This is a genomic window from Paenibacillus mesotrionivorans (assembly GCF_046098205.1).
Lineage (GTDB): Bacteria > Bacillota > Bacilli > Paenibacillales > NBRC-103111 > Paenibacillus_AR > Paenibacillus_AR mesotrionivorans.
This window is the reverse complement of record NZ_JBJURJ010000003.1, coordinates 347,650-372,929: the sequence shown is the minus strand read 5'-3', so window position 1 is coordinate 372,929 and position 25,280 is coordinate 347,650. Positions and strand designations below refer to the sequence as shown.

Genomic DNA, 25,280 nt, shown 5'->3' with positions numbered 1-25,280 from the left:
GGCACAGACCAGAGAAAGAAAGGAAGGAGACGGACATGAAAAAGCTGCCCCGCCACCAGGAGAAGAGCCTCCGCCACACCTCTATTGCAGGCTTCCGCATGGCCATGGATTTTTATTCGGTTCACCGCCGGGAGGTGGAGGGAGGCTGGACGTATCCGCTTCACGACCATCCCTTGTTTGAATTGAATATGGCGCTGGAAGGGGAGCAGCATTTTCTGGTGGATGGCAGGGACATTACGGTGGGCGCCGGAGACATCCTGCTATTGAAGCCTGGGGAGTCCCACAGCTGCTACACCAAACCCGGACAGGGCATGACCTATCTATGCATCCATTTCGGGGTGGATGAGCCGGAGCTAAAGCTGCAGCTGGGGCGGATCGGCCATTCCCTGCATGGACCGGGAAGCCCTCTGTGGGAGATGCTTTACCCGCTGCTGGCCCATTTGGGGGCTCCGGGGATGATGGAGCGGGAGATTGGCGGGAACAAGATGAAAAGCCTGTCCTTGTGTCTGGAGCTGGTCTCCGCCTTGAGCCGGCTGCTGGCCGATCCGCCGGAGGGTTTCCTGCGGGAGACGGGGCGGTGGGACCGGCTGGCTATGGACATCGCCGATCGAATCGGCAGCTTTGCGTCCGAGCAGCCTCGTCTCGACGGGGAGGAGCTGATGAAGCAGGGCATCGCTGGCATCGCCCGGGAGCTGGGCTACAGCCCGGCGTATTGCGCCAGGCTGTTCAAAAGCGTATATGGCGTTTCCCCCCGCCAGTACCTCTCCACCGTTAAGCTGCGGGAAGCCCAGCTGCTGCTTTTGAACCGGGAGCTAACCATGGAGCAGGTTGCGGAGCGGCTGGGCTTCCGGGATGCCGCCCACTTCAGCAAGCAGTTCAAACGCTGGACGAAGCTGTCGCCGTCGGAATACCGGCACATGCATTAATGGACCCCCAAAAGTGAAGCAGAACTTCCGCAGCATAGTCCGATTACTTTTGGGGGAGCCCCCCGGGTAACAGCCCCCAGGCACTGGTGAGCACCACCCTCTCGAGTTCTGGCGGTGTGATTTCTAGGTGAACATCATCCGGAGGGAATGTAAGCGGCAAACATTGTCTGCTATTTGCTCCCAAATCCGCATTTAGCCAAAATAACGACAAAAAAAGTATGTTATTCGATTCAATTCGCCTGGAAATCGGGGGGATAGAAGGAATAGCAGACATTTCATGTCGTTATTTTGCTGAATGAAGAGGAATTTCTAAAATAGCAGACATTTGCGGTCCGCTATCATTCCGCTTCTCCCTCCTAATTACAGTCGCCCCCGATAGACAGCTGAACTCACACTCCCTTTACTTCGGATTTGTACAAATCCCGGCTGGTTCTGTCCATGGGCACCGGCGGCGGAATGGGGTAGGATGAGGGCATCAGATGTTTGGAAGGAGACTGTCCAATGCCGCAAAACCAGTTTTTCAACGCCCATCACTCCCCAATAGGGGCTTATGCCAGCTTTACCCTGGGTTATCCGGGAGCTGCGGGAGGCTTCGACCTGGAGCAGGCTAAGCCGCCCCGGGAGCATGTCTATGCCATTTTGGAATGCCCCGAGGGTGAAGGCTATGAAGGCCTTCCTTTCTTCGGCGACAACTTTGACGAAAGCAAATGGTTTACGCTGGCGGAGAACGCGTCAAACACGGAGGAGGAGAGCAAAACGCTGCTCCGCCCGTTCCGGCAGGACGAAATCCGCCGGGAGCTCCGGCTGGGGACGGATACCTGGCAGGCGGGGGATCTGACCCTCCGCATCCTGTCCCAGGTTCGCCCGTTGCCCAATCCTGAAACCGCCGAAGAAGCGGAGCTCCGGGAAGCCTTGGTGCCGGCGGTATTAGCCGAGATTACCGTGGACAACCGCCAACGCAGCCGCCCGCGCAAGGCTATATTGGGCTATCAGGGGACGGACCCCTACTCCAATATGCGGCGTTTCGAGACCGGGTCCGGGATGAAGGGGATCGGACAGGGACGCCATACGGCTATCGCCACGCTGGACGGTAATGTCCATTCCACCCAGCACAACACCATTGAGAAGATCATCCTGCAAAGCGCAGCCGGGCATCCCGCCCAAAACGGCCTGGGCCGCGTCGCCGCTTTTATAATGGAAACCCCGGCAGGGGAAGTCCGGACCTTCCGGTTTGCCCTCTGCTTTTACAGGGGCGGTTATGTTACCGCCGGAGAAGACATGAGCTATTGGTATACCCGCTATTTCGCCGATATCGAGCAGGTGGCCCACTATGCGCTGGACCATTACCAAGCCATCAGCAAAAGCTGCACCGATGCGGATGTCCTGCTTAACGACGGCAAACTGTCGGACGACCAGCGGTTTATGCTGATCCATTCCATCCGCAGCTATTACGGCAATACCCAGCTGCTGGATTGGGCGGGACGCCCCTTCTGGGTGGTGAACGAAGGCCAATACCGGATGATGAATACCTTTGACCTGACCGTGGACCAGCTGTTTTTTGAGATGCGGATGAATCCCTGGACGGTAAAAAATGAGCTGGACGTATTCGCCGAACGGTTCAGCTATACCGATAAGGTCCGTTTCCCCGGGGAGGAGCGGCTTTATCCCGGCGGCATCAGCTTCACCCATGATATGGGGGTAGCCAATGCATTTTCGGTGCCGGGGTATTCCACCTATGAACAGCCGGACCTGACCGGATGCTTCTCGTATATGACCCATGAGCAGTTGGTCAATTGGGTGCTGTGCGCCGCCGTCTATGCCCACCAGTCAGGGGATAACGCCTGGCTGGAAGGGAAGCTGCCCTTGCTGGAGCAATGCCTGGTCAGCATGGCCAACCGGGATCATCCCGATCCGGAGCAGCGCAACGGCATCATGGGCCTGGACAGCTCCCGCTGCGGAAGCGGCGCGGAAATTACCACCTACGACAGTCTGGATGTATCCCTGGGACAAGCGCGGAACAATATCTATTTGGCGGGCAAATGTTGGGCGGCTTATGTGGTATTGGAGCAGATTTTCCGCTCTAACGGCTTGGCCGAAGCGGCTGCCCTGGCAGAGCTTCAGGCAGGACGCTGTGCGGGCACGCTGACTGCCCAAATGACGGAGGGCGGATATATCCCGGCGGTCATTCATGAAGACAATGACTCACGGATTATCCCCGCCATAGAGGGGCTGGTCTTTCCCTATGCGGCGGGCTGCACCTTGGCCCTGGATCGCGAAGGGCCGTATAAGGCATATCTGGATGCGCTGGACCGCCATCTGCGGACGGTATTGGTGGAGAGGGTATGCCTCTTCGAAGACGGCGGCTGGAAGCTTTCATCCACCAGCAATAACTCCTGGCTCAGCAAAATTTACCTGTGCCAATTTATTGCGCGGCATATCCTGGGTTTGCCTCGGGATGAGGCAGGCCGGAGGGCGGACGCTGCACATGCGGCCTGGCTGACCGATCCCCGGAACGGCATCTGGAGCTGGAGCGACCAGATACTGTCCGGGTTCGCCAAAGGCAGCAAGTATTATCCCCGGGGCGTAACCTCGATTCTTTGGCTGGAGGAATAACACAGCCTGCCCGGCCGGTGTTGGAGTTGGGTTAGCAGGATAGCGGAACATGATGTCCGCTATTCCACCGCTAACTCACCATAAGGATGGAATAACGGAAGCATTTTTCCGCTATTCCATCCTTTTTCCTCATATAAGGGTAGCTTTCGGAACAACCCCCCTTATTCCGCAGCAAGCTTCACACAACCCCGGCGCAGGACCCAACGCTCAGTGTGGATTTATTGTTGCAAAACCTTAAAAACCTAGTATAATACTAGGTATAAAGCTTGAAATCGGAAAAGAGCGGAGTTGTTGGTCATGATATCTGCACAGGCAATTGCCGAAACATGGGTGAACGATCAGCTGGATTTGTACAATTTGGCAGTCAGTCTGGGGGATATGGCATGGCAGCGGGAGGTTCTTGCGAAACTTCTGGACGGGGAACGGCTGGTCCGGCAGGAAACGGAGCTCCGGACCCGTGAGGAGTTGTGGCGCCGGTTCGACGAGATCAACGGCAGAATGCTGGCCTTGTACCGGGAAATAGGCTCCATCGGCCACTACGGCACGGAGCAGGCGCTGCGTGAAGAGGCGCTGGAGCTGAAGCGGCAGCGTACGCGGATTGGCATCCGGCTCCGGCAGCTAGGGTGTGTTTGAAAACTCGCTTGAGGGCACCTTTTCACGCCTTTTCGTCCCTGACTTCGTTACTTCCCCTTGACGTACCCCCGGTACGCCTGCGTGTAACTGCCTTGCCATGAACGAAAATTCGCTAAAATTTGCTCCCCTCGGAGTTTTCAAACACACCCTGGGATAAATCCGCCCCAAATAAAAAAACGCCGGTCTGCAGCTGTCTGCTTAACCGAAACGTTCCAATGGGTCCCCGGGAATGCGGCTGTCCGCTAACCGGGAAAATATGAATGGCCGTGCAGCGGTCTGCTGGGCCTTATCAACCTGCCGGGTACCGCGGCTGTCCGCTTGCCCGACAATAGTCGTGCTGTTTGCCGGAATGGTCAGATTCCCGCAAACCTGAAGCCAATTACATGGAAACCTTCTTCATGTCGCGCATCATGTCCATCATCATGGTGGTCATTTCGTCGCATTCCTGCATTTTGGCCATCATCATATCCATGTCCATTCCGCAGTCCTTCATGTCCATACCCTTCATTTCTTCCATCATCATCTTCATGGAACGCATCTTGCACATCATGTCGTCCATACACATACACATCATCATGTTCATCATCTTCTCCATGCCGTCGCCTCCCTTCAATTGGAAATGGGTTTACATCTATAAAACTACTATAGCTCTTGATAGAGTTCAAGAGCTTTTTGGCATGCTTACTAAAAAAAATCATTCCTCCTTGGTATGCCGGGGCGAACGTCCGGTGAGCTTGCGGTAGGATTTATAGAAATTGGAGTAGCTGTTGAAGCCGGACATAAAGCAGGCCTGGGTAGGGGTGTAGCCCTCCAGCATCAGCGCATCCGCCATATGAATCCGCTTGTACGAGATATATTGGTTAATGGAATAACCGGTGGCTTCCTTGAAAATATGGCACAGATGATACTTGGTCAGGAAAAACCGCTCTGCCAGGGCGTCCAGGGTCAGCGCTTCATTCAGATTCCCGTTGATGTACTCCAGCAGCTCGCTTACCTTGGTCATGGCCGGCTTATGCAGCTGGGCATCCAGCAGCTCCTTTTCCTTGATGCTGTTGATAGCGGCCAGGAGCTCCACAATGACACATTTGGCCATAAACTCCTCTTCCGGACCGGGACGGGCAAGCAAGCGCCGCAGCTTATGATAATAGTCCAGCAGACCGTTTTTCACCACCAGCTCCCCCTGGATCAGGTTGCCGTGCCCCAGCTTCCGGTATTTAATAGAACGCAGGAAGTCCACCCCGTGTGACAAAAAGGGAGGCAGAAAATCCTTCTTCAGCGTCAGCACAATGCGCTCATACGGGTGATCCGGCGAAATGGACAAGACGTGAAGCTCATTGGAGTTCATAATCAGAAGAGAATTGGGGGACAATTCATACCGGTTGCCCTCAATAATATAGGTTCCGTTCCCCTCCAGGAACAGGAAAATTTCATAGCCCACTTCATAATGCAGCTTAAAATGCTCCGGATTGGGCGATTCGTCACGGGTATGATGGAACGAAAAGGAGCCGTCTGCGGCCCCGTACCGGATTCTGCCGTGTTCTGTTTTCACATGTTTCACCCCTCCCCATATTACCGCAAGATTTGCATAGTATCAAACAAGGATTGTATAGATCGCGGAACCCATAAATGGTACAGTGAAAGGGAAAATTGAAACCGTTTTAATCCCAAGGAGGAAGCGTCAGCTTATGGATAAAGTCAGAATTGGTGTAATCGGCCTGGGCAACATGGGCTCATCCCATACCAAGCATATTCATTTGGAGAAGCGGGTGCCCAATCTTGTTCTCGGCGCCGTATGCGACATCAGTGAGGAAAGAAGGGAATGGGCGCGGAACACGCTGCCGGAGGTCCCTGTATTCGAGGACGCCCTGTCCATGTACAAAAGCGGCCTGATCGACGCGGTGCTTATCGCGGTGCCCCATTACGACCATCCGGTTCTCGCTATCCAAGGTTTCGAGCATGGGCTGCATGTGCTGGTGGAGAAGCCGGCGGGTGTGCATACCAAGCAGGTTCTGGAAATGAACGAAGCTGCCCAAAAGTCCGACAAGCTGTTCTGCATCATGTACAACCAGCGCACCAACCCCGTGTACCAGAAGGTCCGGGACCTGGTGAAAAGCGGGGAACTGGGCGGCATCAAACGCGCCGTCTGGATCATCACCGACTGGTACCGTCCCCAATGCTACCACGATTCCGGCACCTGGCGCTCCACTTGGGAGGGGGAAGGCGGCGGCACCCTGATTAACCAGAACCCGCATAACCTGGACCTGTTCCAGTGGATTCTCGGCATGCCCAAACGGGTGCGTTCCTTCTGCGGCTTCGGCAAGTTTTACAATATTGAGGTGGAGGACGATGTCACCGCCTACATGGAATTCGAAAACGGCGCCAGCGGCGTATATATTACCTCTACCGCGGAGTCTCCGGGCACCAACCGCCTGGAAATCTCCGGCGACATGGGCAAGATTGTCGTAGAGAAGAATGTGATTACTTTCCACCGCAATCGTGTGTCGGAACGGGAATTTAACAAGACTAACACCGCTCCCTTCGGCCGTCCTGAGGCCTGGAAGTGCGAGGTTCCTGCAGATACCAATGGCGGGGAGCAGCATGTGGGCATCATGAAGAACTTCACCAACGCCATCCTGAAGGGCGAGAAGCTGCTGGCCCCCGGGGAAGAAGGAGTTCTCGGCCTGCTCATCTCCAACGGCATCCACTATTCGGCCTGGACTGACAGCTGGGCGGATCTGGAGAATTTTGACCATGACGGGTTCTATAACCTGCTTCAGGACAAAATCAAAACCTCCACATACGTCAAGCCTGATGTTGTTCAGAACGTGGCCGATGTAGCCGGAACCCACTAATAAAGGAGACGATCCCCATGACCAAAATTTTGGGCGCCCAAATGTACACCCTGCGTGATTACACCAATACCGCAGAGGAATTGGATGCGACGCTGAAGAAAGTCCGCGAGATCGGCTACACTACCATCCAGGCCTCGGGCATCAAGGTTGCCTTGCCGGCGGAGGAGCTGAAGGCCATCGCTGATTCCCACGGCCTGAAGATTGTGATTACCCATACGCCTTATTCCAAATTCGTGGATGAGCTGGACACCCTGATTAAGGATCACCATACCTTGGGCTGCGGCATCGCCGGATTGGGCGGCCTGCCCACCGAATTCCGCAGCGCGGAGGGGTATCCCGCCTTCGCGCGGAAATTCTCCGCCATTGCCGATGAATTGGGTAAAAACGGCTTGAAGTTCAGCTACCATAACCATCATTTTGAATTCCAAAAGTTTAACGGCAAATTTGGTATGGATGTTCTTGTGGAGGAAACCAATCCGGAAACCTTCATGTTCACCCTGGATACCTATTGGCTGCAATACGGCGGCGTAGATCCGGTGCAATGGATCCGCAAGCTGGCCGGACGGGTGGATGCTATCCACTTTAAGGATCTGGCGATTATCGACGACAAGCAGATTATGTCCGAGGTGATGGAGGGCAACCTGAGCTGGCCGGAAATCTTCAAGGCCTCTGAGGAAGCCAAGGTCAAGTGGTACCTCATCGAACGGGATGCCGGTCCTACCGAAGCCTTCGACAGCCTGACCATCAGCTACAACAACCTGAAGAAGGAAGGTTTCGCATAACATGGATGCGAAGAATGCCGTCATTCTTGGCTGCGGAGCCATCGGACCGGTGCATGCCGCAGCTATAGCGGAGGCGCCGGATGCCAGGCTCTACGGCGTCTGCGATATCGTGCCGGAGCGGAGTGCCGCTTTGGCAGGGCAATATGGCTGCAAGAGCTTTACAAGTGCGGATGAGGTATTGGCAGACCCCGAAGTGGACACCGTCCATATCTGCCTTCCCCATTATCTCCATGCGCCCATGGCCATCCGGGCCGCGGAGGCGGGCAAACACATCGTCCTGGAAAAGCCGGTGGCCCTGAATGCAGCGGAAGCTGCAGGCATCGTCCGTGCGGTGGAGAAGGCAGGTGTCACCTGCTGTGTCATCCTCCAGAACCGCTTCAACCCTTCCGTGGAGAAGGCCAAGGAGTGGATTGATAAAGGAGAGCTTGGCCGGATGCTGGGTCTGCGCTGCATTCTCACCTGGCACCGGACACCGGAATATTACCGCTCCGAGGAATGGCGCGGCAAGTGGGCCACCGAAGGCGGCGGGCTCCTGATCAACCAGGCAGTGCATATGCTGGATATGCTCTATCATCTGGGCGGCCAGGTGGAATCGGTCAAAGGAACCACCGATACCCGGGTGCTTCAGGATGTGATTGAGGTGGAGGATACGGCGGAGGCCACTCTGTATTACAAGGATGGGAAGAAGGGCTTCTTCTATGCCACCAACGGTTATTCCGGCAACAGCCCGTTTTTTGTGGAGATGCATATGGAGAAGGGGCTTCTGCGCTACACGGATAACCGCCTGCTCTTGATCCGGGATGGCACCGAGGAGGTGCTGGCCAGCGATACGGCGGCCGAGCTGGGCAAATCCTACTGGGGCAAAGGCCATGCCAAGCTGGTGGCATTGTACTACAGGAGCAGACAAACAGGCGTTAAGGAGTATACGGAATTAAGCGATGCGGCAGCCTCCATGGGACTTCTGGACGCCATTTACGCCTCCTCCAGAAGCCGCTTCAGAGAGTTCGTCCATACCTATTAAACGCGGGACAAACCGGCATGCGAATGCCGGTTTTTTGCTGTCCGTAGACCGCTGTTTGAACTATTTCCAGTAAAAAGCACTGTCATCGGATGTCGATTTAGGACGACATATGAAATAAAAAATATGTTATACTGATTAAAATAACCTATTCAGGGAAAGTGTGGCCCCCGATGAATAACCACCATTCATGCAAGAATCTGCAAAACAATCCCTCAGCCCAAACCTGTATGGAGCATTACGGCTGCATCTACGACAATAACCATCTGGTTACGCTTCTGGTCGACCCCGCTAACGGGAATATAGTGGACGCCAACAAAGCCGCTTTGGACTTCTACGGGTACCGACTGGCGGAGCTGCGGGCGTTGAGCATTGAGGATTTGAAGGCTAAGGACCAGGACGGTATAGCCCGGATGGCGGGCATCCCGCTGGACAAAACCTTCGTGGACAGAGTGAAGGAAGGGACGGAGCTTAACCAGATCCTGATGGACCGTCACAAAAGAGCCGACGGCGCCACCATGTACGTGGAGATACATACCGGCATGATCACCATGCTTGGAGTCAACTGCATCTATTCCGTTGTCCATGACGTCACCGAACGGGTCCGGGCGGACCTGCTTCTGAAGGAAAGCGAGGAGCGGTACCGGAATCTGGTGGAGCTGTGTCCCGATGCGATTATTGTCTTCCGGGAGGACATGGTGCTGTTCGCCAATAAACAATCGGAGGTGCTGTTTGGCCTGGACCGGGAGCAGATGGTAGGCTGCAGCCTGCAGAGCTTCTTTCATCGGGGGTTTCTCAAAAGCAAGGAAAATAAAGTTCTGAACTATCTGGACCAGTCCACAGAGAATATGCGGGTGGAGATCAAGGCGGTGCTGAACGACGGGCGGGCTGCCGATCTGGACATTGTCTGCGCTCCCGTAAGCTTCGCCGGAGTCAGCGCTACCCAGCTGCTGCTGCGGGATGTGACCGACAGCAAGAAGGAAATTAAGCGTGCGGTGCAGCTCCAGGAGCGCCGGCTGGCTGCGGATTTCCCCCTGCCGGAACGGGCGGGCTTCCAGAAGCTCTATGTCCCTGCCGGAACCCTAAGCGGCGATTTTTATTTTTTTCACCGGATCAGTTCGGACAAGGTCATTGGCATCATCGGCGATGTAACCGGCAAGGGGTTAACGGCGGCGTTGAATATCTCCGCCATGCGCCTGCTATTCTTCGACAGCGTGCAGGAGCATGCCCATCCCCAGGAGGTCCTGCGGGATTTGAATCTCAAAATTGTCCGGCATCTGGACGAGGACTATATAGCGGTCTGCTGCTTCCTGCTTGACTTTGAAGAAGGGCTGCTGACTGCAGCGGCGGCGGGCATCAACGAATTTGACCACTGCAGGGCGGACGGGCAATGGACCAGGCTGCAGGTGAAGGGTGCCCCCGTCGGAATGTTTGAGAACAGCAGATTTGATTCTGTACAGATTCCCTTTTCCTCCGGTGACCGGTTTTGTTTTTACACGGACGGTTTGGAGCTGCTTGAAGGCGGGGAGACTGCGTATTGGGAATATGAAGCGCTGAAGCGCTCGACACAGGACTCCATCCTGCAGGATGACTGCACATGGCTGGAGTTGACAATCAGGTGAAGGCAGGGAGATACGGATGGAAGTTTGTGTAAAAGAAGTGGTTTTATTCGGTTTGGATCACCATCAGGGCCTGATCGACGGGATTATCCGTGACCTGGGTCCCGAAGTGGAGCAGGTGGCCTTTGATGTGAAGCTGATTCTGGCCGAAGCCGTGACCAACGCTTATTTTCACGGAAACAGCGAGGATTGCACCAAACCCATCTATATCCGCTATTCCTTGGACGGCTCCCATCTGAATCTGCAGGTGGAGGACACGGGGGGAAAGTCGGGTTACCGGGACATTCCGCTGGATATTGACGAAAGCCGGCTATTGGATGAAGGAGGCAGAGGTTTGTATCTGATCCGCAGTTTCTCCGATCATGTGGAGATGGTGGACAATACGATTAACATTGTGAAAATCCTGGAATGCCAATAGACCCAATTTGAATGTCCCGTGGAGATGGAGGAGAACGAAATGAAGTTGAGTTTACGTGTCAAAATAAGTACGCTCTTGTTCCTGCTGATCTGTATCCCGCTGGTCTTGTCCGGTACCCTGTCCTATAACCTGTCGTCTGATGCCCTCCAGTCCACGATAGAGGAGCAGCTGGCGGCCACTACCGCTTCCACCTCCAAGGAGGTGGAGGGCAGGCTGACGCAGGTCCACCAAAGCCTCCAGATTGCCGCGCGCAATACGGCGCTGTCCCAATTGCCTCTGAAGCCCGCGGATGCCCCGCTGAAGACAGAGGCGTATCAATATCTGGTCAACGTGCACAAGGACAACGGCGGACTCACCGAGCTGCTGGCTGTTGCGGATGCACAAGGCAAGGCCATTGTAACCAGTTCCTCGGCAGCGCCGGATTTGAATGTGTCTGACCGTGATTATTTCAAGCAGGCTCTGGGCGGCACTGCAGTCACCAGCGAGGTGCTGATTTCCAAGGACAGCAACCAGCCTGTCGTTGTCATCGCCCTGCCGTTGTCCAGCGGAGGGAAAACCTCTGGTGTGCTTCTGGCCACCGTTTCCTTCCCGGCCCTTACGGGAGCCGTAGCCGACGTCAAAATCGGTGAAAGCGGGTACGCCTACATGGTGGATAAAACCGGTCTTTTGGTGTCCCATCCCATCAAAGACAAGGTGCTGAAGGAGAATGCTGCTGACAATGGTTTTCCCGAGCTGAATAATCTGGTGAAGGATGTCCTGGCCGGCAAGAAAAAAGCCGGATTTTACACCTTTGAAGGCATTTATAAATATGTTGTATTCCAGCCAGCCGGCAATTGGATTGTCGCCACTACGGCCAATTACGACGACTACATGGCGCCTGCCTTCAGCATCCGCAACGATACCATCGTCATTACCCTGGTGTGTATCCTGGCCGCTCTGCTTCTCGGGTATCTCATGAGCGAAATGGGTGTCATCCGGCCAATCCGGAAGCTCCAGAAGGCTATGGCGCAGGCAGGGGACGGGGATCTGACGGCCCATACGTCCATCCGCTCCAAGGATGAGTTCCAGGAGCTGAGCGAATCCTTCAACCTGATGATCCACAAGCAGGATCTGATGATCCGCAAAATCCGCGATGGCTCCGAATTGCTGATGAATATGTCCCAGGAAATGGCCGCCTCCTCGGAGGAAATCAACGCCTCCATCGAGGAGATCAGCGCCAACATGCAGGAGATTGCAGCAGGGGCGGAGAACAATAACGATTCTGTTGTTAATGCGTCGCAGGTGCTGGTGCAGCTGTCCAGTCTGGTGCAGCTGGCCCTGAACAAAGCCTCTACTGCCAGCGAAAATGCGGACATCTCCGACAAAGCCGCCCAGGACGGCCGCGTACGCGTCCAGGAAACGGTGAAAGCCATGGAGACCATCAGCATTAGCACCGGCGAAACCGAAGCCATTCTGGCCTCCCTGAATACCCAATCCGCCACCGTGACGGAAATTGTGGCTGTAATTAACGCCATCGCCCAGCAGACCAATCTGCTTGCGCTTAATGCCGCGATCGAAGCCGCCCGTGCCGGGGAAAACGGCAGAGGCTTTGCAGTGGTGGCCGGAGAGGTCCGCAAGCTGTCCGAGGAATCCAACAAACGGGCCAATGAAATATCGGAGCTGGTGGAACGGATGGTGGATCAGATCGGCAAAGCCGTGGGTGCTATGAAGGGAGCCTCCTCCGCGGTTACCCAAGGCGTGGACATTGTCCAGGAAACGGACCGGGCCTTCATGCATATTATTGACACTGTTCAGGTGATCACCCATAATGTGAAGGAAATTGAAGAGATTACCCGGGACGAGGTGGCCACCTCCGACCAGATTATCGGCCTTATTGATTCCATGGGAAGCATATCCGAGCAAACCGCGTCCAATAGCGAAAGTGTGTCCAGCGCCATCGAAGAGCAGTCCTCCACGGTCAGCAACCTTGCTTCGTCCGCGCAAGAGATCAGTGCGATGGCCAATGAGCTGGAGGGTATGGTTGAGAATATCAAATTAAGAGGTGACTAACATGCAGCAGGAAAAGGTCATACGTATTCCTCCCACCTTCTCCATTGAGGAAGCGTCCCTGTTCAGAGAGAGTATGCGGGAATATGTGAGCAACGGGACAACACATTTTCTTCTGGATTTCAGCGATTGCCGGTTTATTGACAGTACGGGGTTAGGGGTAATTGTCAGTGCCTACAAGAAGTGCGTAGAGGCCGGCGGCAAGATCAGACTGCAGGCTTTGGCGCCGAATGTGCTGAAGGTGTTTCAACTGACCCGTCTGAACAACGTATTCGAAATTCTTCCTTAACGATAAACGGAGATACAGCCAGAACAATGAAGAGAATGGCTGAATTAGGGGACAGAAATCGCTTCCAACCACACCGGTAAGCGAAATCTGGCCCCTTTCCCTTTGAATCCGAACCTTTACAAGGAAGGCCGAAACGAGTAACATACGTTCTGTAACTGAGGAATCACAAATGGATGTTCCTGGTGTATCGCTGAAGTCCCGCGGCTGGCGGGATACGGGGGAACCAACTGTTCTTATGAGGGCTTAACGGCCTGACGGGAACAACGGGGTGAATCCTGTGCGGGCTTGTCCAGACGTACGGGTAGGGCGACTCTTGCCGTCCGAATCCGGCAGCTAACCTCGCAAGCGTTGATAAGGGGAAGGGGGCTCTTGGTGCGTCGGCACTACGGAGAACGGCTCTTCGTGGTGTTTTTTTGCTGTCTGAAAATGGAAGGAACTTTGGACAGCGGAAGAGGATATGATGCGGCGGTAGAACAAATTCTAACCAAGATGAATGGTTCACTTCCTGATTTCCCGTTTACAAACAGCTTATTGATACCTATTAAACAGCACAGGCGGGGAAAAACGATGTTATTGCGCTTAAAACGGTTTTTGATCGGCAGACCTATGAAATCCCATGAGCTGGGAGACGAAAAGCTCAGCAAGCTGAAGGCACTGGCTATCCTGTCCTCGGATGCCTTATCTTCGGTAGCGTACGGTACGGAGCAAATACTGATCGTGCTGATTACGCTGGGCTTTGCGGCCTTATGGTATTCCATCCCGATATCCATTGCGGTACTGGCTCTGCTTACGATACTGGTGCTGTCCTACCGGCAGACCATATTCTCTTATCCCACCGGCGGCGGCGCTTATATTGTGGCCAAGGATAACCTGGGCGTCCGGACCGGCCTGGTAGCAGGCGGATCGCTTCTGGTGGACTATATCCTGACGGTGGCGGTAAGCACCTCTGCGGCTACCGATGCGGTGACCTCGGCGTTCCCGAATCTGCATCCGTACCGGATTGAAATTGCGTTGGTGATGATATTATTCCTTACGATTATGAACCTGCGCGGCATTACGGAGTCCGCCCAGGTGTTAGCCTACCCCGTGTACCTGTTTGTTGCGGGTATTTTCCTGATGATTATTGTAGGCCTCTTCCGGGTGGCTACAGGGGATGTGCAGGCCACTCCTGCGGAGTTTGGTCTGGATGTTTCCGGCATCTCCCTGTTCCTGCTGCTGAAGGCCTTCAGCTCCGGCTGCTCGGCCCTTACCGGGGTAGAGGCAGTATCCAATGCCATCCCCAGCTTCAAGGCTCCTTCCGAGAAGAATGCGGCGTCCACACTGGCGCTGATGGGGATTATCCTCGGCTCCATGTTCCTGGGGATCAGCTTGCTGGCTTATTTCTACGGCATCTCTCCCATGAAGGATGTCACGGTGGTTTCACAGATTGCCGAAGCGGCATTCGGACGGGGACCGATCTACTTCTTCATTCAGGGCACCACTGCCCTGATCCTGTTCCTGGCAGCCAATACCGCTTATGCTGCGTTTCCGCTGCTGGCTTTTATGCTGGCCAAGGATAAGTTCATGCCTCACGCTTTTATGATCCGCGGCGACCGGCTGGGTTTCTCCAACGGCATTATCGTGCTGGGCCTCCTGGCAGGGGTTCTTGCCATTGTTTCCAACGGGTACACGGAGAACCTGATCCCCCTCTACGCTATCGGGGTGTTCATTCCCTTTACGCTTTCGCAGCTGGGAATGATGCGCAGATGGTACCGGTTAAAGCCTCAGGGCTGGCTAATCCGGTTCTTGGTTAACGGAGTCGGCATGGTGACCACACTGTCGATAACACTGATTTTCTTGTTCACCAAGTTCAGCCAGGTGTGGATGGTGTTTATCTTCCTGCCGGTGGTGTACGTTATGTTCCAGCAGATTCACCGCCACTACATGGCAGTTGCGGATGAGCTGCGGATTGATCTGGCTACCGACAAGCCGGAAGCCAAGGGCAACACAATTGTCATTCCGGTGGCGGGCATTACACGGGTGGTCATGAATACCATCAGCTATGCCAAGTCCATGACTGACAATGTGATAGCGGTATACATTGGCTTTGACGATGAGGATATCGAGAAGATGGAAAAGAAGTGGGAGGAATGGGATTGCGGCGTGCGTCTTATCGTGCTGCGTTCCCGCTATAGAAGCATCATAAAACCCCTGGTGAAATTCATCGAAACGGTGGAATGGAAAAACTCGGAGACGGGGCACATCACCATCTTGATCCCGCAGTTTATTCCTAAACACTGGTGGCAGAATATCCTGCATAATCAAACCAGCCTGCTGATTCGTTATTACCTGTTCAAATATAAGGATGTCACCATCTCCACCGTGCCGTACCACTTGAACAAGTAAAGAATCTAATGGCAAGGGAGACCATTTTGTGAGCTGCCTCGGGGCAACTTATGGAATGGTCTTTTTGTGTTGGTGCGATGAGCAGTAAACCCAGCTGCCCGGCGGAGAGAGGGGACATGTAAGCGGCAGAAAATGTCTGCTATTACGCTGAGGTGGTTATTTTTTTGGAAATAGCGACATCAAATGTCTGCTAATGGCCTGATGTTGTTCAAAAAGGGATCTGAAAACAAAAATAGCAGACATTTTATATCTGCTATTGAAGCCAAAATATGAAAAATCTCCGATTAGCAGACATTTGTGGTCCGCTATCACGGCTGTTGGCAGGCCAACCATATAAGCCTCCTGAGCAGCAGGACAACAAGAGTAACTCCTGCCCTACGCCAGCAGCATCCGCACGGTGGTGAACACCAGCCCCAGGAAAAAGCCGCAGACGGCGCCGTTTACCCGGATCCACTGCAAATCCTTGCCGGCCTTGTCCTCCACGAGAGCAATCAGAGTGTCATTGTCCATCTTCTCGATGTTCTCGCGAACCAGGCCGCCGATGCGGGAATGATTAGCTTCCAGGAACCGGACTGTCGTGTCCTGCAGAAAGCTGTTCACGTTGCCCAACAGGCGATCGTTGCGGCTGAGCTTCTCCGCGGTGTCTTCCACAAAGGGGAACACCCGCTTCTCCAGCAGCCCGCCGTTTTCCACCTGATCATGCAGCTTGGCCCGCAGCTCCTCCAGAAGAGCAAGCGGTTTGTCGCTTTCCACCCAGCTGCCGAGCAGCTCCTGAAGCTTGGCATTCCACTTGTCCCGGTTGTCCGGCGACTGCACATGGACATCCCATTCCTTCTTCAGGTAGGCCAGAATGGATTCCCTCGTAGGATGGCCCTCCAGGCTAATCTCCCGGAGCTTGGTGACCAGAGCAAGCTGAATAGCGCTGCCGATCTGGTCTTCGTCAAAATAATTCAACGCCGCATTCACGGCAAATTGCATCAGGCCGTTCATCTTGAGGCCGCCGATGGCGGTGATGGCCAGCTTCCCCATCATCCGCCGGGCGTCATCGGTAACCACCCAGTGGGTTCCTTTGTCCACGGCCAGGTCCAGCAGCTTCTCAGTTGCCTGCCGTACGGCAGGTTCGCCTCCGGCCACCGAGAGGAGTCCGTCGGCCCAATCCCGGGACCGGACGAAGCGGGAAAGCTGGGGCAGTGCAGCGCCCCATGCCTTGTCCAAAGGGCGTGACAGCAGGGAGAGCACCCAGGCTTTGGCGGTGTCCTTGAAGCGGGGGGAGGAAAGTCCCTTCCGGGCTGCGCCCATCAGGCGCTCCGCCACCTCCAGCTCCCGGAGCTTGTCCACCAGGCTTTCTTTATTGAGCAGATTATTCTGCACGATGGTGACCAGTGCCTGGGTCATCTTCTCCCGGTTCCGGGGCAGCAAGGCCGTGTGCGGAATGGGGATGCCCAGCGGATGTCGGAACAGGGCTGTTACTGCAAACCAGTCGGCCAGGCCGCCCACCAGCCCTGCCTCAAAAGCCCCTGCCAGAAGCCGGGCAGCGGCATATTCCTGAAACGGGAGCATAGCCACAAAGCCGGCTCCCATCACAAATAAGGATATGCCGGCAATCCTGCGTGTTTTGGATTCCATTATCGGTTGTCCACCTTTTCGGGGTACAGATCATGATTCATCAGCCGGTGGCGGGCCATTTCCTCGAAGGGAGTGCCGGGTTTGCCATAGTTGCAATAAGGATCGATGGAAATGCCGCCGCGCGGCGTAAATTTGCCCCATACCTCAATATACCTCGGCTGCATAAGGGCAATCAAATCGTTCATGATGATGTTCATGCAGTCCTCGTGAAAATCCCCGTGGTTGCGGAAGCTGAACAGATACAGCTTCAGCGACTTGCTTTCCACCATTTTGATATCGGGAATGTAGCTGATGTAGATGGTGGCGAAGTCCGGCTGACCGGTGATGGGGCACAAACTGGTGAATTCGGGACAGTTGAATTTCACGAAGTAATCCCGGTTGGGATGTTTATTATCGAAGCTCTCCAATACGGAGGGATCGTAGTCTTGGGGGTAACGGGTCCCCTGATTGCCGAGCAGAGTCAAATCCTGCAGTTCATCCGATTGTCTTCCTGCCATTGTATGATCCTCCTTGTGTAAAGCTATACCCCGCGTTTGTTGCCCCAAACCAGAGCGTGCAGCTGCGGAAGCACTCGCACGTCCTTCAATTCCTTGCGTTCCATGACGAGACCCAACAGGTTCTCATAGGCTGCCAAAAGCCGCAGAGCGGTATCTCCCGTTTCGCCGCCGACGGGTTCGGGATTGCCGGTTTGCAGGATCAGGGGAACCTCCGGGTACCGGGCATGCAGCCTGGCGGCATAGTCCAAGTCCTCCCGGTTAAAAATCACAATTTTCAGTGTGTAGGCCGGTCCCGTGCGGGGGGGGTTGGCATTTGATCCCGCGTTGACTGGCGGACGGCCCTCTTTAAGCCGGGACACCCAGTTGTCCAGCTGCGCCAGATCCGTGTTCATGCCGGAGCTGGGGGGTTTGGGCGAAAGGGTCACCTCATCCGTCAGCAGGACCCAATCCTGCCAGACGGAGCCTTGTGTTTCCACCGCGATGCGGATGTCCTTGGCCCGCAGAAGCTCCACCAGACTGCCCAACTGCGGCAGAAGCAGGGGATTGCCCCCGGACAGGGTTACATGGTCGAAGCCGCCCTCTGCCAGGGCTGTAAGCTCCGTCCAGACATTCTCCGCACTAAGCTTCTTAAGCTCCTCCCGGGCGCTGCCGTCCCAGGTGAAGGCCGAGTCGCACCAGGAGCAGCGGTAGTCGCAGCCAGCCGTCCGCACGAACATAGTGCGCCGACCGATGGACATCCCCTCACCTTGCACCGTCGGACCGAAAATCTCCAGAACCGGGATAGCTGCTTTGGCTGTGGCTCCGGTGTTGGTGGTCTCCATGTAAATGCTACTCATCCACCATCCACTCCCGTCTGGCCTCGGCATAGCTGGTAGGGGTTTCGAACAGGCGGACGAATTCCGTCCGTCCCTCCCGGATTTGCCCGCGGTAGGGCTCCGAGTGCAGGGCCTCCTCCATCTTATTGAACAGCCAAACCACCATATTTTCGGCAGTGGTGTTCATGGGAGGCAGGCTTTCGTTCAGATAACGGTGGTCCAGCCAACCTTCGATGGAGCTTTTCCAGATATCCTTAATATCCCCAAAATCCATCGCCAGCCCCGTCTCTCCGGGAATCGCGCTAATCCCGAACACAGCCCTGTAGGTATGGCCGTGCAGGTTCATGCACTTGCCCTCGTAAGCGTGAAGGTGATGGGCGGCATCAAAGGTGAACTCCTTCACCACCATGACCCGGCGCTGGTGATATTGCAGCTGGTCCCGGCGGATATCCTCGCCCAGGCGTTGGACACGCTCCGGAATGGCAAAGGCTCCCGGACCGCAGGTATGATTGTTGTGGGTCATTGTGTGCCTCCTTTTTCCTGCAGATACTTCTCCAGCCCCGCGCGGCGCAGCTTGCAGGCGGGACATTCCCCGCAGCCGTCCCCGGGGATGCCGTTGTAGCAGGTGAGTGTTTTTTCGCGGACAAATTGGAAGGCTCCCAGTTCATCTGCAAGACGCCAGGTTTCGGCCTTGTCCAGCCACATCAGGGGCGTATGGATCACGAAGGGGTAGTCCATGGACAGATTCAAGGTCACATTCAGTGACTTAATGAAGGAATCCCGGCAATCGGGATATCCGCTGAAGTCCGTTTCGCATACGCCGGTGACCAGATGCCGGGCGCCGGCCTGTTTGGCAGCGATGGCGGCGAAGCTGAGGAACAGCAGGTTTCGTCCATCCACGAAGGTGGTAGGCAGCTCGCCTTCCTTCTGGTCAATGTCGATATCCTGGCGGGTCAGCGCATTGGGAGCCAGCTGGTTCAGCAGAGACATATCCAGGATGGTCTGGCGGATGCCCAGCTCCTTGGCAATCTCTGTAGCGCACTGGATCTCCGCCTTATGGCGCTGGCCATAATCGAAGGTGACGGCCTCCACCTCGGCAAACATGGACTTGGCCCAGAACAAGCAGGTGGTGCTGTCCTGACCGCCGCTGAAAACAACAAAGGCCTTTTCATTTTTAAGCATAAAAAAATCTCTCCTTCTCCAAATAATGTTGGAAAAACGAGAGGACCGGATATCCGCAAAAAACAAGCCTCAGGGTACGCGGCGAAAAAGCCGGCCCGAAGGTGTCTGTAGTTTTTTTTAGAGGGAGTTCGCGAACCTCTCCTGCAGCTTAAGCGCTATACGCATACTTAGCGGTGCAGATTTGCTATTCAATTGTAACCCGGCCGTTCAAGTATAGACGGGCCAGATATTTCATTATACCACAGTGGAGCGGTAATCAACAAAAAGAGTCCTTCATCCAAATACGGGAAGTTACAGCCATAACAAAAAATAGACCATCTCCCGCAAAGGATAATGGTCTACTCTATATAAGAATTTACTGCTGATCCTTCTGGCCGTAAAACTCCAGCTCCACATCAGCAATCCGGCGGTTCACATATCTTACTTTTCCAAAAGTGGCATCCAGCTTCGTCTCGATCCGGTCCACCTTGGCACTTAACATCCGCACCTCGGATTTGACTTCCTGCACCTCGGATTTGACTCCCTGCACCTCAGCTTTAAGCTGCTGCATCTCAAGCAGGATCTGCTTCATCAGTTCTTCCACATTCATCACGCTCCATGGTCGTACAAGCCTCTGAAGCGATTATAGCATAGCTTTTTATGGCGGTGTATCATTTCCTTGCCCGGGATTTACATTCGCTCCTTCGGTCAGGACAGCGGATACCGGTCCGCCCGGTAAATATCCCGCACCACTCGGTAAGCCAGCTTGGGCTTGCGGTATTCGTTCAGAAGCCCCTTATTATTGAAGCTTCTGGCCCGGTCCCGGAAGAAGCCGCGTTCACTGCGCAGGTCACCCCGGATGTCCGCGAACTGCCAGATGAAGGTGCCGCTTATTTTGGGGTCTGTCCGGAAAATACGCAGGGCCGTTGCCAGAATCTCCGCCTGGTAATCCTCGCTGAACAGCCGCGGCTCCCAGCCGGTATCCCCGTGAATGCCCGCTCCCCCGAATTCCGTCATCAGCACCGGTTTGTCGGCGCAGCCCAAGGAGGCGGCTTGTTTGTGGAAACCCTGCAGCATATCCTCGAACTGCTCCACCTTGCCGTTATACCAGCCGTGATAATAATTGATGCCGATAACATCAAAGAAGCCCATCACAATATCATCCAGCGGATGCATCGTGGCATACGCCACCAGACGGCTTGTGTCCAGCTCCCGGACGAGACCGGACAAGGACCGGCTTAAATGATAGGCTTCCTGGCTGCGGGTGTCGATTTCGTTGTGGACGGACCAGAACAGGATGCACGGATGATGGAAATCCCGTTGGATCATTTCGGTGATCATGGTTTTGGCCCGTTCCTCCACCACCGGATTGCCGATCACCGGCACCGGCAGCAGCGCCCCCCAGATGGGAATTTCGCTCCAGTAAAGCAGCCCGTTTTCATCCAAGAGATCAATCCAGTAAGGAGATTGGGGATAGTGGCTGCCCCGGACGGAATTGCAGCCCAGGTCCTTCAGGATGCCGATTTCCTTCATCATCAGCTTGGGAGGGAAGGCGAAGCCCCATTCGGGATGCTCCTCATGGCGGTTGACTCCCTGGAAGCTAACTTCCTTATCGTTCAAATAAATTTTGCCCTCCGCCGCCCGGATGAACCGGAAGCCGATGCGGTCTGCCAGATCATCCTCTGGTGTTGCGGCACGGATCAGATACAGCTCCGGCTTGCCCACGTCCCACAGTCGGGGGTTTTTCACCGTATGGGAGAAGCTCAGACTGACCGAGCCGTTGGCAGGCACCTCCACCGTTTGACTGCCGATGGTCTCCTCCTCCAGAGTCAAGGACACCGGCACCAGCGCCGTCACCCCCAAGGAACGCAGTGTTACCCTGCAGGAGGTTTCCAGCTGTCCGCCTTCCCCTTGGCTATAGTCCATCTTTAACTCTTCAATAAATACATCAGGCAGTACCTGCACCTCCACTGGGCGGATAATGCCGCCGTAATGGAACCAGTCCACCACATGATAAGGGATCGTATCCTCACCCAGCCGGTTATCGGTGCGGACTACCAGCTCATGTACACCGGGGACAGCATGGGGCACGATAAAGGAGAAGGGCGTAAACCCTCCGAAGTGACTTGCCACCTGCTCCCCATCCCAAAATACCTCGGCAAATCCCTGCACAGCGTGGAAGGTTATCTGCAGATTTTGTTCCTCCAAAAGGTTCACTTGAGTGCGGTACCAGGCAGCGCCCCGGTAATCGTACAGTCCCAGCTCATTGTTCCAACAGGCAGGTACATACATCTGTCCGTGGTCGTCCGGAAACTGCTTTTGCCAATCTTGCGAAAGCCCGATATCCTCCGGATCTGTGGCGAAATCCCACAGTCCGTCCAAATTTCTGCACTGCCGTACGGCATGATCCATAAATGCGCGATTCATTGATTTTGCCTCCTTTGTTTTCTATAGAAAGCATATCACCCGGTTCTTTGATTCTACATGTAAAAAAGGGACAGAGATCATGTACAATTGGGATAGTGTACATGTACAAAACAGGCACACCGAACAGGAGATGACAGGATGGCCATCCGTTTTTCCGAGCTGATGCTCAAAATCGAGCTGATTTATGACAAACCCCCGCTGCCGGGCTGGCAGGATACACGGCGGAGTGTCCATCTCCACAGCATCTATTGGGTGCACGAAGGAACAGGCAGGTTTACGCTGGACGGGCCGGAGATAGCTGTGGGTCCAGGCAGCCTCCTGTATCTGCGTCCGGGGCGTGAGCTGTGGATGACCTCGGATACGGCTAATCCGCTGCACATGACCATGATCCTGTTCCAGGCAGCGGCGGTCACCCACCGGAATGGCGTATGGGAGGCAAAGGAGCTGGCTGCACTGGAAACAGCGGAGGTCCAAAACCTGCGCGGTCCCGGCCAAGAGGATTGTGAGGCCCGAATCAAGGCCTTGCGGACAGCCTGGGCTCCGGGCGACGACGGCCGTGAAGCGGCGGCGAATAACCTGCTTATGAGACTGATCCGGTCCCTCTCCGGACACCGGGCAGGCCGTGGAGGGCAGGAGCGCACTATCCTTGGAGCAGGAAACGGTGCCACGGGCGGACCGCCGCCTTGGGAGGCGGCCAAACGTTATCTGGATACCCACTATTATGCGGATATCCGGCTCTCACAAGTGGCGGAGGATTGCGGCATCAGCCTGCGTCAGCTAAGGCGGCGTTTTCTGGAGGAGCTGGGTGCTGGCCCCAAGGAATATCTGGACAAGGTTCGTTATGAGCATGCCCTGCGGCTTCTGGAGCATACGGATGAGCCTCTGAAGCGGATTGCTGCGGCCTGCGGCTTTTATGACGAGTTCCATTTCAGCAAAAGCTTCAAGAAAATTCGGGGGCTCTCCCCCTCTATTTACCGTACCGGCCATCCGGGAGAAGGGCAGAGAGAGGAATAACACAGGGCAATATTTTCCGTTTCCCGCGCATAGGCTTATACGAGAATGTGTACCGGCCGTCCCCCACAGGACGGGTTGGCCGTTCCGACAGATCTTCCAACGGATCAAGCCGCAGGAGGCAAGCCTATGCAAAAACGCGGATTTTACGGCCGTCCCCCCAGGAGAAAACGGCGGAGGCGGGTGGTTTTTCTCCTTCTTCTGATCACGATGGCGTTTGCGCTGCAGTCCTTTATTTTTGTGGAGAAAAACCTGAAGCCGCCGCTGATGAACCTGGCCAAGGTGCGGGTAAAGCAGATTGCCACCCAGGCCATCAACAGCGCCATTACCGACCGCCTGTCCCAGGGGGCCAACTACGACAAGCTGATCGAATGGCAGCGGGATAACAATGGCAATGTTTCCAGCTTCGTGCTGAATTATGCGGAGCATATGCGGATTACCGCCGATACGGTGTCCACCGTCCAGAACCAATTGCTGCAGTTGAAGTCCATGCCGGAGCATATCCCATTGGGGCAGGCTATGGGCAGCGCGCTGTTGGCCTCCTTCGGCCCGAAGGTGCCGGTGCGGCTGGTTCCCATGGGCAGCGCCCAGGTATCGCTGAACACCCGCTACGAAAATGCCGGCATCAACATGATTCTGGTGGAGGTGTACATCCGCATTATCGCCGAGGTATCCGTCATTATTCCTTTCGACTCCAAACCCGAGGTGGTGGAAACGGAAATTCCGGTGACTTACGTGCTGGTGGTGGGCGGAACACCCATGTATTATATGGACAACAAGGGCAATCCTGTGGGCGGATCGTCAGCTCTGCCGCCCAGCGTGTCCCTGCCCCAGCTAAAGGAGCAGTCGGGTTCCAGTTTGCCCATGAACAGCAAGGAGAAATAACAGCTTGCAGAGAAAAAACACCGTCTTTACCGGGGGAAGGTTTCCCTTGCGGCTAAGGCGGTGTTTTTGTCGCTTGCGGTGGAAGATCCGCTTTTATTTCAGTATTTCCTCGATCAGGTCAAGCTCCTCTTGGGTAAAATCAGAATTGGCCAGGGCAGCCACATTCTCCTCAATCTGGCTGACGCGGCTGGCGCCGATAAGAGCGGAGGTCAGTCTGCCGCCGCGGAGCGCCCAGACCAAGGCCATTTGGGCCAGGGATTGTCCCCGGGCTGCCGCCACCTGGATCAGCTTGTTCACCTTGGTGATGGTTTCCTCGGTAATGTCGCGCTCCTTCAGGAAGCCGTTGCGGGCCGCTCTGGAATCGGTCGGAATCCCGGCCACATATTTGTTGGTAAGCAATCCTTGTGCCAGGGGGCAGAAGGCGATGCTGCCTACGCCATTCTCCTCCAGGACATCCTGGAGACCGTTTTCAATCCAGCGGTTCAGCATGGAATATTTGGGCTGGTGGATCAACAGCGGCGTGCCCAGCTCCTTCAGCACCTTGGCGGCTACGGCGGTTTGCTCCGCAGTATAGTTGGAGATGCCCACATACAGCGCCTTGCCGGAACGGACCGCATGGTCCAGCGCCATCATGGTTTCTTCAATAGGAGTCTCGGGATCGGGACGGTGGGAATAGAAAATATCCACGTAGTCCAGGCCCATCCGCTTCAAGCTTTGGTCCAGACTGGACAGGAGATATTTGCGGGAGCCCCAGTCGCCGTAAGGACCCTCCCACATGTGGTAGCCGGCTTTGGTGGAGATGATCAGTTCATCCCGGTAAGGGGCGAGGTCCGTCTTCAGCAGCTGTCCGAACATCAGCTCCGCCGAGCCGGGAGGCGGCCCGTAATTGTTGGCCAGGTCAAAATGGGTGATGCCCAGGTCAAAGGCCCTGCGGATCATCGCCCGTCCGTTCTCAAAGGTGTCCGTACCGCCGAAGTTATGCCACAGCCCCAGGGAAATGGCGGGCAGCTTCAGGCCGGAGCGTCCGCACCGGTTGTATTTCATCGAGCCGTACCGTTCTGTTGCCGCTTGATAGCGCATGCAAGTATCCTCCTAAAAGGTTTGAGTTGGGTTGCCACTGTTGTGGCCAATCCGAAAAACCGGCTTCGTAGGCATCTGTTGTTGATTCATACTCATGGATTGCAGAGTAATAGGGTACGAGGCTATTATAAACAAAAGGGAAGGACAGGAAAAGGACTGAAAAAAGGTTGCCTTGCTTACCTTTATGTAAGGAGGAA

The 25,280-nt window shown here is 55.2% G+C and carries 23 protein-coding genes and 2 riboswitches; of the genes, 13 read left to right on the top strand and 10 right to left on the bottom strand.

Features of this window, described 5'->3' with window-relative positions:
* Positions 1-35: 35 nt before the first annotated feature.
* The 3 genes from ACI1P1_RS06170 (at position 36) to ACI1P1_RS06160 (ending at position 4,172) form a co-directional block, all read left to right on the top strand.
* Positions 36-926, top strand: a complete 891-nt coding sequence (locus ACI1P1_RS06170; RefSeq protein ID WP_416215500.1) for a helix-turn-helix transcriptional regulator — start codon at positions 36-38, stop codon at positions 924-926.
* A gap of 501 nt (positions 927-1,427) precedes the next feature.
* Entirely contained in the window at positions 1,428-3,539 is a 2,112-nt protein-coding gene (locus ACI1P1_RS06165) for a glycoside hydrolase family 52 protein (protein ID WP_416215499.1), read from the top strand.
* Positions 3,540-3,836: 297 nt separating this feature from the next.
* A complete protein-coding gene (locus tag ACI1P1_RS06160; protein ID WP_416215498.1) occupies positions 3,837-4,172 on the top strand; it encodes a hypothetical protein in 336 nt (111 codons plus the stop codon).
* A gap of 379 nt (positions 4,173-4,551) precedes the next feature.
* On the opposite strand, the gene ACI1P1_RS06155 is transcribed toward ACI1P1_RS06160, so the two are convergent.
* On the bottom strand, positions 4,552-4,767 hold the full coding sequence (locus tag ACI1P1_RS06155) for a hypothetical protein (protein WP_416215497.1): 216 nt from the start codon (positions 4,765-4,767) through the stop codon (positions 4,552-4,554).
* 99 nt (positions 4,768-4,866) lie between these two features.
* Positions 4,867-5,721, bottom strand: a complete 855-nt coding sequence (locus tag ACI1P1_RS06150; protein ID WP_416215496.1) for a helix-turn-helix domain-containing protein — start codon at positions 5,719-5,721, stop codon at positions 4,867-4,869.
* A 136-nt stretch (positions 5,722-5,857) separates the two neighbouring features.
* Between ACI1P1_RS06150 and ACI1P1_RS06145 the strand changes: the two genes are divergently transcribed.
* From ACI1P1_RS06145 to ACI1P1_RS06110, 8 genes are all read left to right on the top strand, one after another.
* Entirely contained in the window at positions 5,858-7,024 is a 1,167-nt protein-coding gene (locus tag ACI1P1_RS06145; protein ID WP_416215495.1) for a Gfo/Idh/MocA family protein, read from the top strand.
* Between the two features lie 17 nt (positions 7,025-7,041).
* Complete coding sequence (locus ACI1P1_RS06140; protein ID WP_416215494.1) at positions 7,042-7,806, top strand: sugar phosphate isomerase/epimerase family protein; 765 nt, start codon at positions 7,042-7,044, stop codon at positions 7,804-7,806.
* Between the two features lies 1 nt (position 7,807).
* Complete coding sequence (locus ACI1P1_RS06135; protein WP_416215493.1) at positions 7,808-8,827, top strand: Gfo/Idh/MocA family protein; 1,020 nt, start codon at positions 7,808-7,810, stop codon at positions 8,825-8,827.
* A 170-nt stretch (positions 8,828-8,997) separates the two neighbouring features.
* Positions 8,998-10,446 carry a SpoIIE family protein phosphatase gene (locus ACI1P1_RS06130; protein WP_416215492.1) on the top strand — a complete coding sequence of 483 codons (1,449 nt, stop codon included), beginning with the start codon at positions 8,998-9,000 and terminating at the stop codon, positions 10,444-10,446.
* Positions 10,447-10,462: 16 nt separating this feature from the next.
* Positions 10,463-10,861: an ATP-binding protein gene (locus ACI1P1_RS06125; RefSeq protein ID WP_416215491.1), complete on the top strand. Its 399-nt coding sequence runs from the start codon at positions 10,463-10,465 to the stop codon at positions 10,859-10,861.
* Positions 10,862-10,900: 39 nt separating this feature from the next.
* The gene (locus tag ACI1P1_RS06120; protein ID WP_416215490.1) at positions 10,901-12,910 is read left to right on the top strand and encodes a methyl-accepting chemotaxis protein; all 2,010 of its coding nucleotides are present in this window, start codon (positions 10,901-10,903) and stop codon (positions 12,908-12,910) included.
* Between the two features lies 1 nt (position 12,911).
* Entirely contained in the window at positions 12,912-13,196 is a 285-nt protein-coding gene (locus ACI1P1_RS06115; protein ID WP_416215488.1) for an STAS domain-containing protein, read from the top strand.
* Between the two features lie 178 nt (positions 13,197-13,374).
* Positions 13,375-13,559, top strand: a riboswitch (cyclic di-AMP (ydaO/yuaA leader).
* 204 nt (positions 13,560-13,763) lie between these two features.
* Positions 13,764-15,581 carry an APC family permease gene (locus ACI1P1_RS06110; RefSeq protein WP_416215487.1) on the top strand — a complete coding sequence of 606 codons (1,818 nt, stop codon included), beginning with the start codon at positions 13,764-13,766 and terminating at the stop codon, positions 15,579-15,581.
* A 375-nt stretch (positions 15,582-15,956) separates the two neighbouring features.
* On the opposite strand, the gene ACI1P1_RS06105 is transcribed toward ACI1P1_RS06110, so the two are convergent.
* The 7 genes from ACI1P1_RS06105 to ACI1P1_RS06075 form a co-directional block, all read right to left on the bottom strand.
* Positions 15,957-17,207, bottom strand: a complete 1,251-nt coding sequence (locus ACI1P1_RS06105) for a DUF445 domain-containing protein (RefSeq protein WP_416215486.1) — start codon at positions 17,205-17,207, stop codon at positions 15,957-15,959.
* Positions 17,207-17,704 (bottom strand): preQ(1) synthase, encoded by a 498-nt coding sequence (gene queF / locus ACI1P1_RS06100; RefSeq protein WP_416215485.1) that lies wholly within the window; start codon positions 17,702-17,704, stop codon positions 17,207-17,209. Before queF ends, ACI1P1_RS06105 begins: the two co-directional genes overlap by 1 nt.
* Positions 17,705-17,727: 23 nt before the next feature.
* The gene (gene queE, locus ACI1P1_RS06095; protein WP_416215484.1) at positions 17,728-18,540 is read right to left on the bottom strand and encodes a 7-carboxy-7-deazaguanine synthase QueE; all 813 of its coding nucleotides are present in this window, start codon (positions 18,538-18,540) and stop codon (positions 17,728-17,730) included.
* Positions 18,533-19,042: a 6-pyruvoyl trahydropterin synthase family protein gene (locus ACI1P1_RS06090; protein ID WP_416215483.1), complete on the bottom strand. Its 510-nt coding sequence runs from the start codon at positions 19,040-19,042 to the stop codon at positions 18,533-18,535. Before ACI1P1_RS06090 ends, queE begins: the two co-directional genes overlap by 8 nt.
* Positions 19,039-19,701, bottom strand: a complete 663-nt coding sequence (gene queC / locus ACI1P1_RS06085; RefSeq protein ID WP_416215482.1) for a 7-cyano-7-deazaguanine synthase QueC — start codon at positions 19,699-19,701, stop codon at positions 19,039-19,041. Before queC ends, ACI1P1_RS06090 begins: the two co-directional genes overlap by 4 nt.
* 101 nt (positions 19,702-19,802) lie before the next feature.
* Positions 19,803-19,846, bottom strand: a riboswitch (PreQ1 riboswitch).
* Positions 19,847-20,056: 210 nt separating this feature from the next.
* Positions 20,057-20,284 (bottom strand): hypothetical protein, encoded by a 228-nt coding sequence (locus tag ACI1P1_RS06080; protein ID WP_416215481.1) that lies wholly within the window; start codon positions 20,282-20,284, stop codon positions 20,057-20,059.
* Between the two features lie 104 nt (positions 20,285-20,388).
* On the bottom strand, positions 20,389-22,107 hold the full coding sequence (locus ACI1P1_RS06075) for a glycoside hydrolase family 2 protein (RefSeq protein ID WP_416215480.1): 1,719 nt from the start codon (positions 22,105-22,107) through the stop codon (positions 20,389-20,391).
* Between the two features lie 138 nt (positions 22,108-22,245).
* Here ACI1P1_RS06075 and ACI1P1_RS06070 point away from each other — a divergent pair, with 138 nt between their 5' ends.
* Both ACI1P1_RS06070 and yunB read left to right on the top strand, forming a co-directional pair.
* Positions 22,246-23,121: an AraC family transcriptional regulator gene (locus tag ACI1P1_RS06070; protein ID WP_416215479.1), complete on the top strand. Its 876-nt coding sequence runs from the start codon at positions 22,246-22,248 to the stop codon at positions 23,119-23,121.
* A gap of 126 nt (positions 23,122-23,247) precedes the next feature.
* Entirely contained in the window at positions 23,248-24,003 is a 756-nt protein-coding gene (gene yunB, locus ACI1P1_RS06065) for a sporulation protein YunB (RefSeq protein WP_416215478.1), read from the top strand.
* 93 nt (positions 24,004-24,096) lie between these two features.
* Here the strand turns inward: yunB and mgrA are convergent, their stop codons facing one another.
* Positions 24,097-25,083, bottom strand: coding sequence for an L-glyceraldehyde 3-phosphate reductase (gene mgrA / locus ACI1P1_RS06060; protein WP_416215477.1), 987 nt, complete (start codon positions 25,081-25,083; stop codon positions 24,097-24,099).
* Positions 25,084-25,280: the final 197 nt, after the last annotated feature.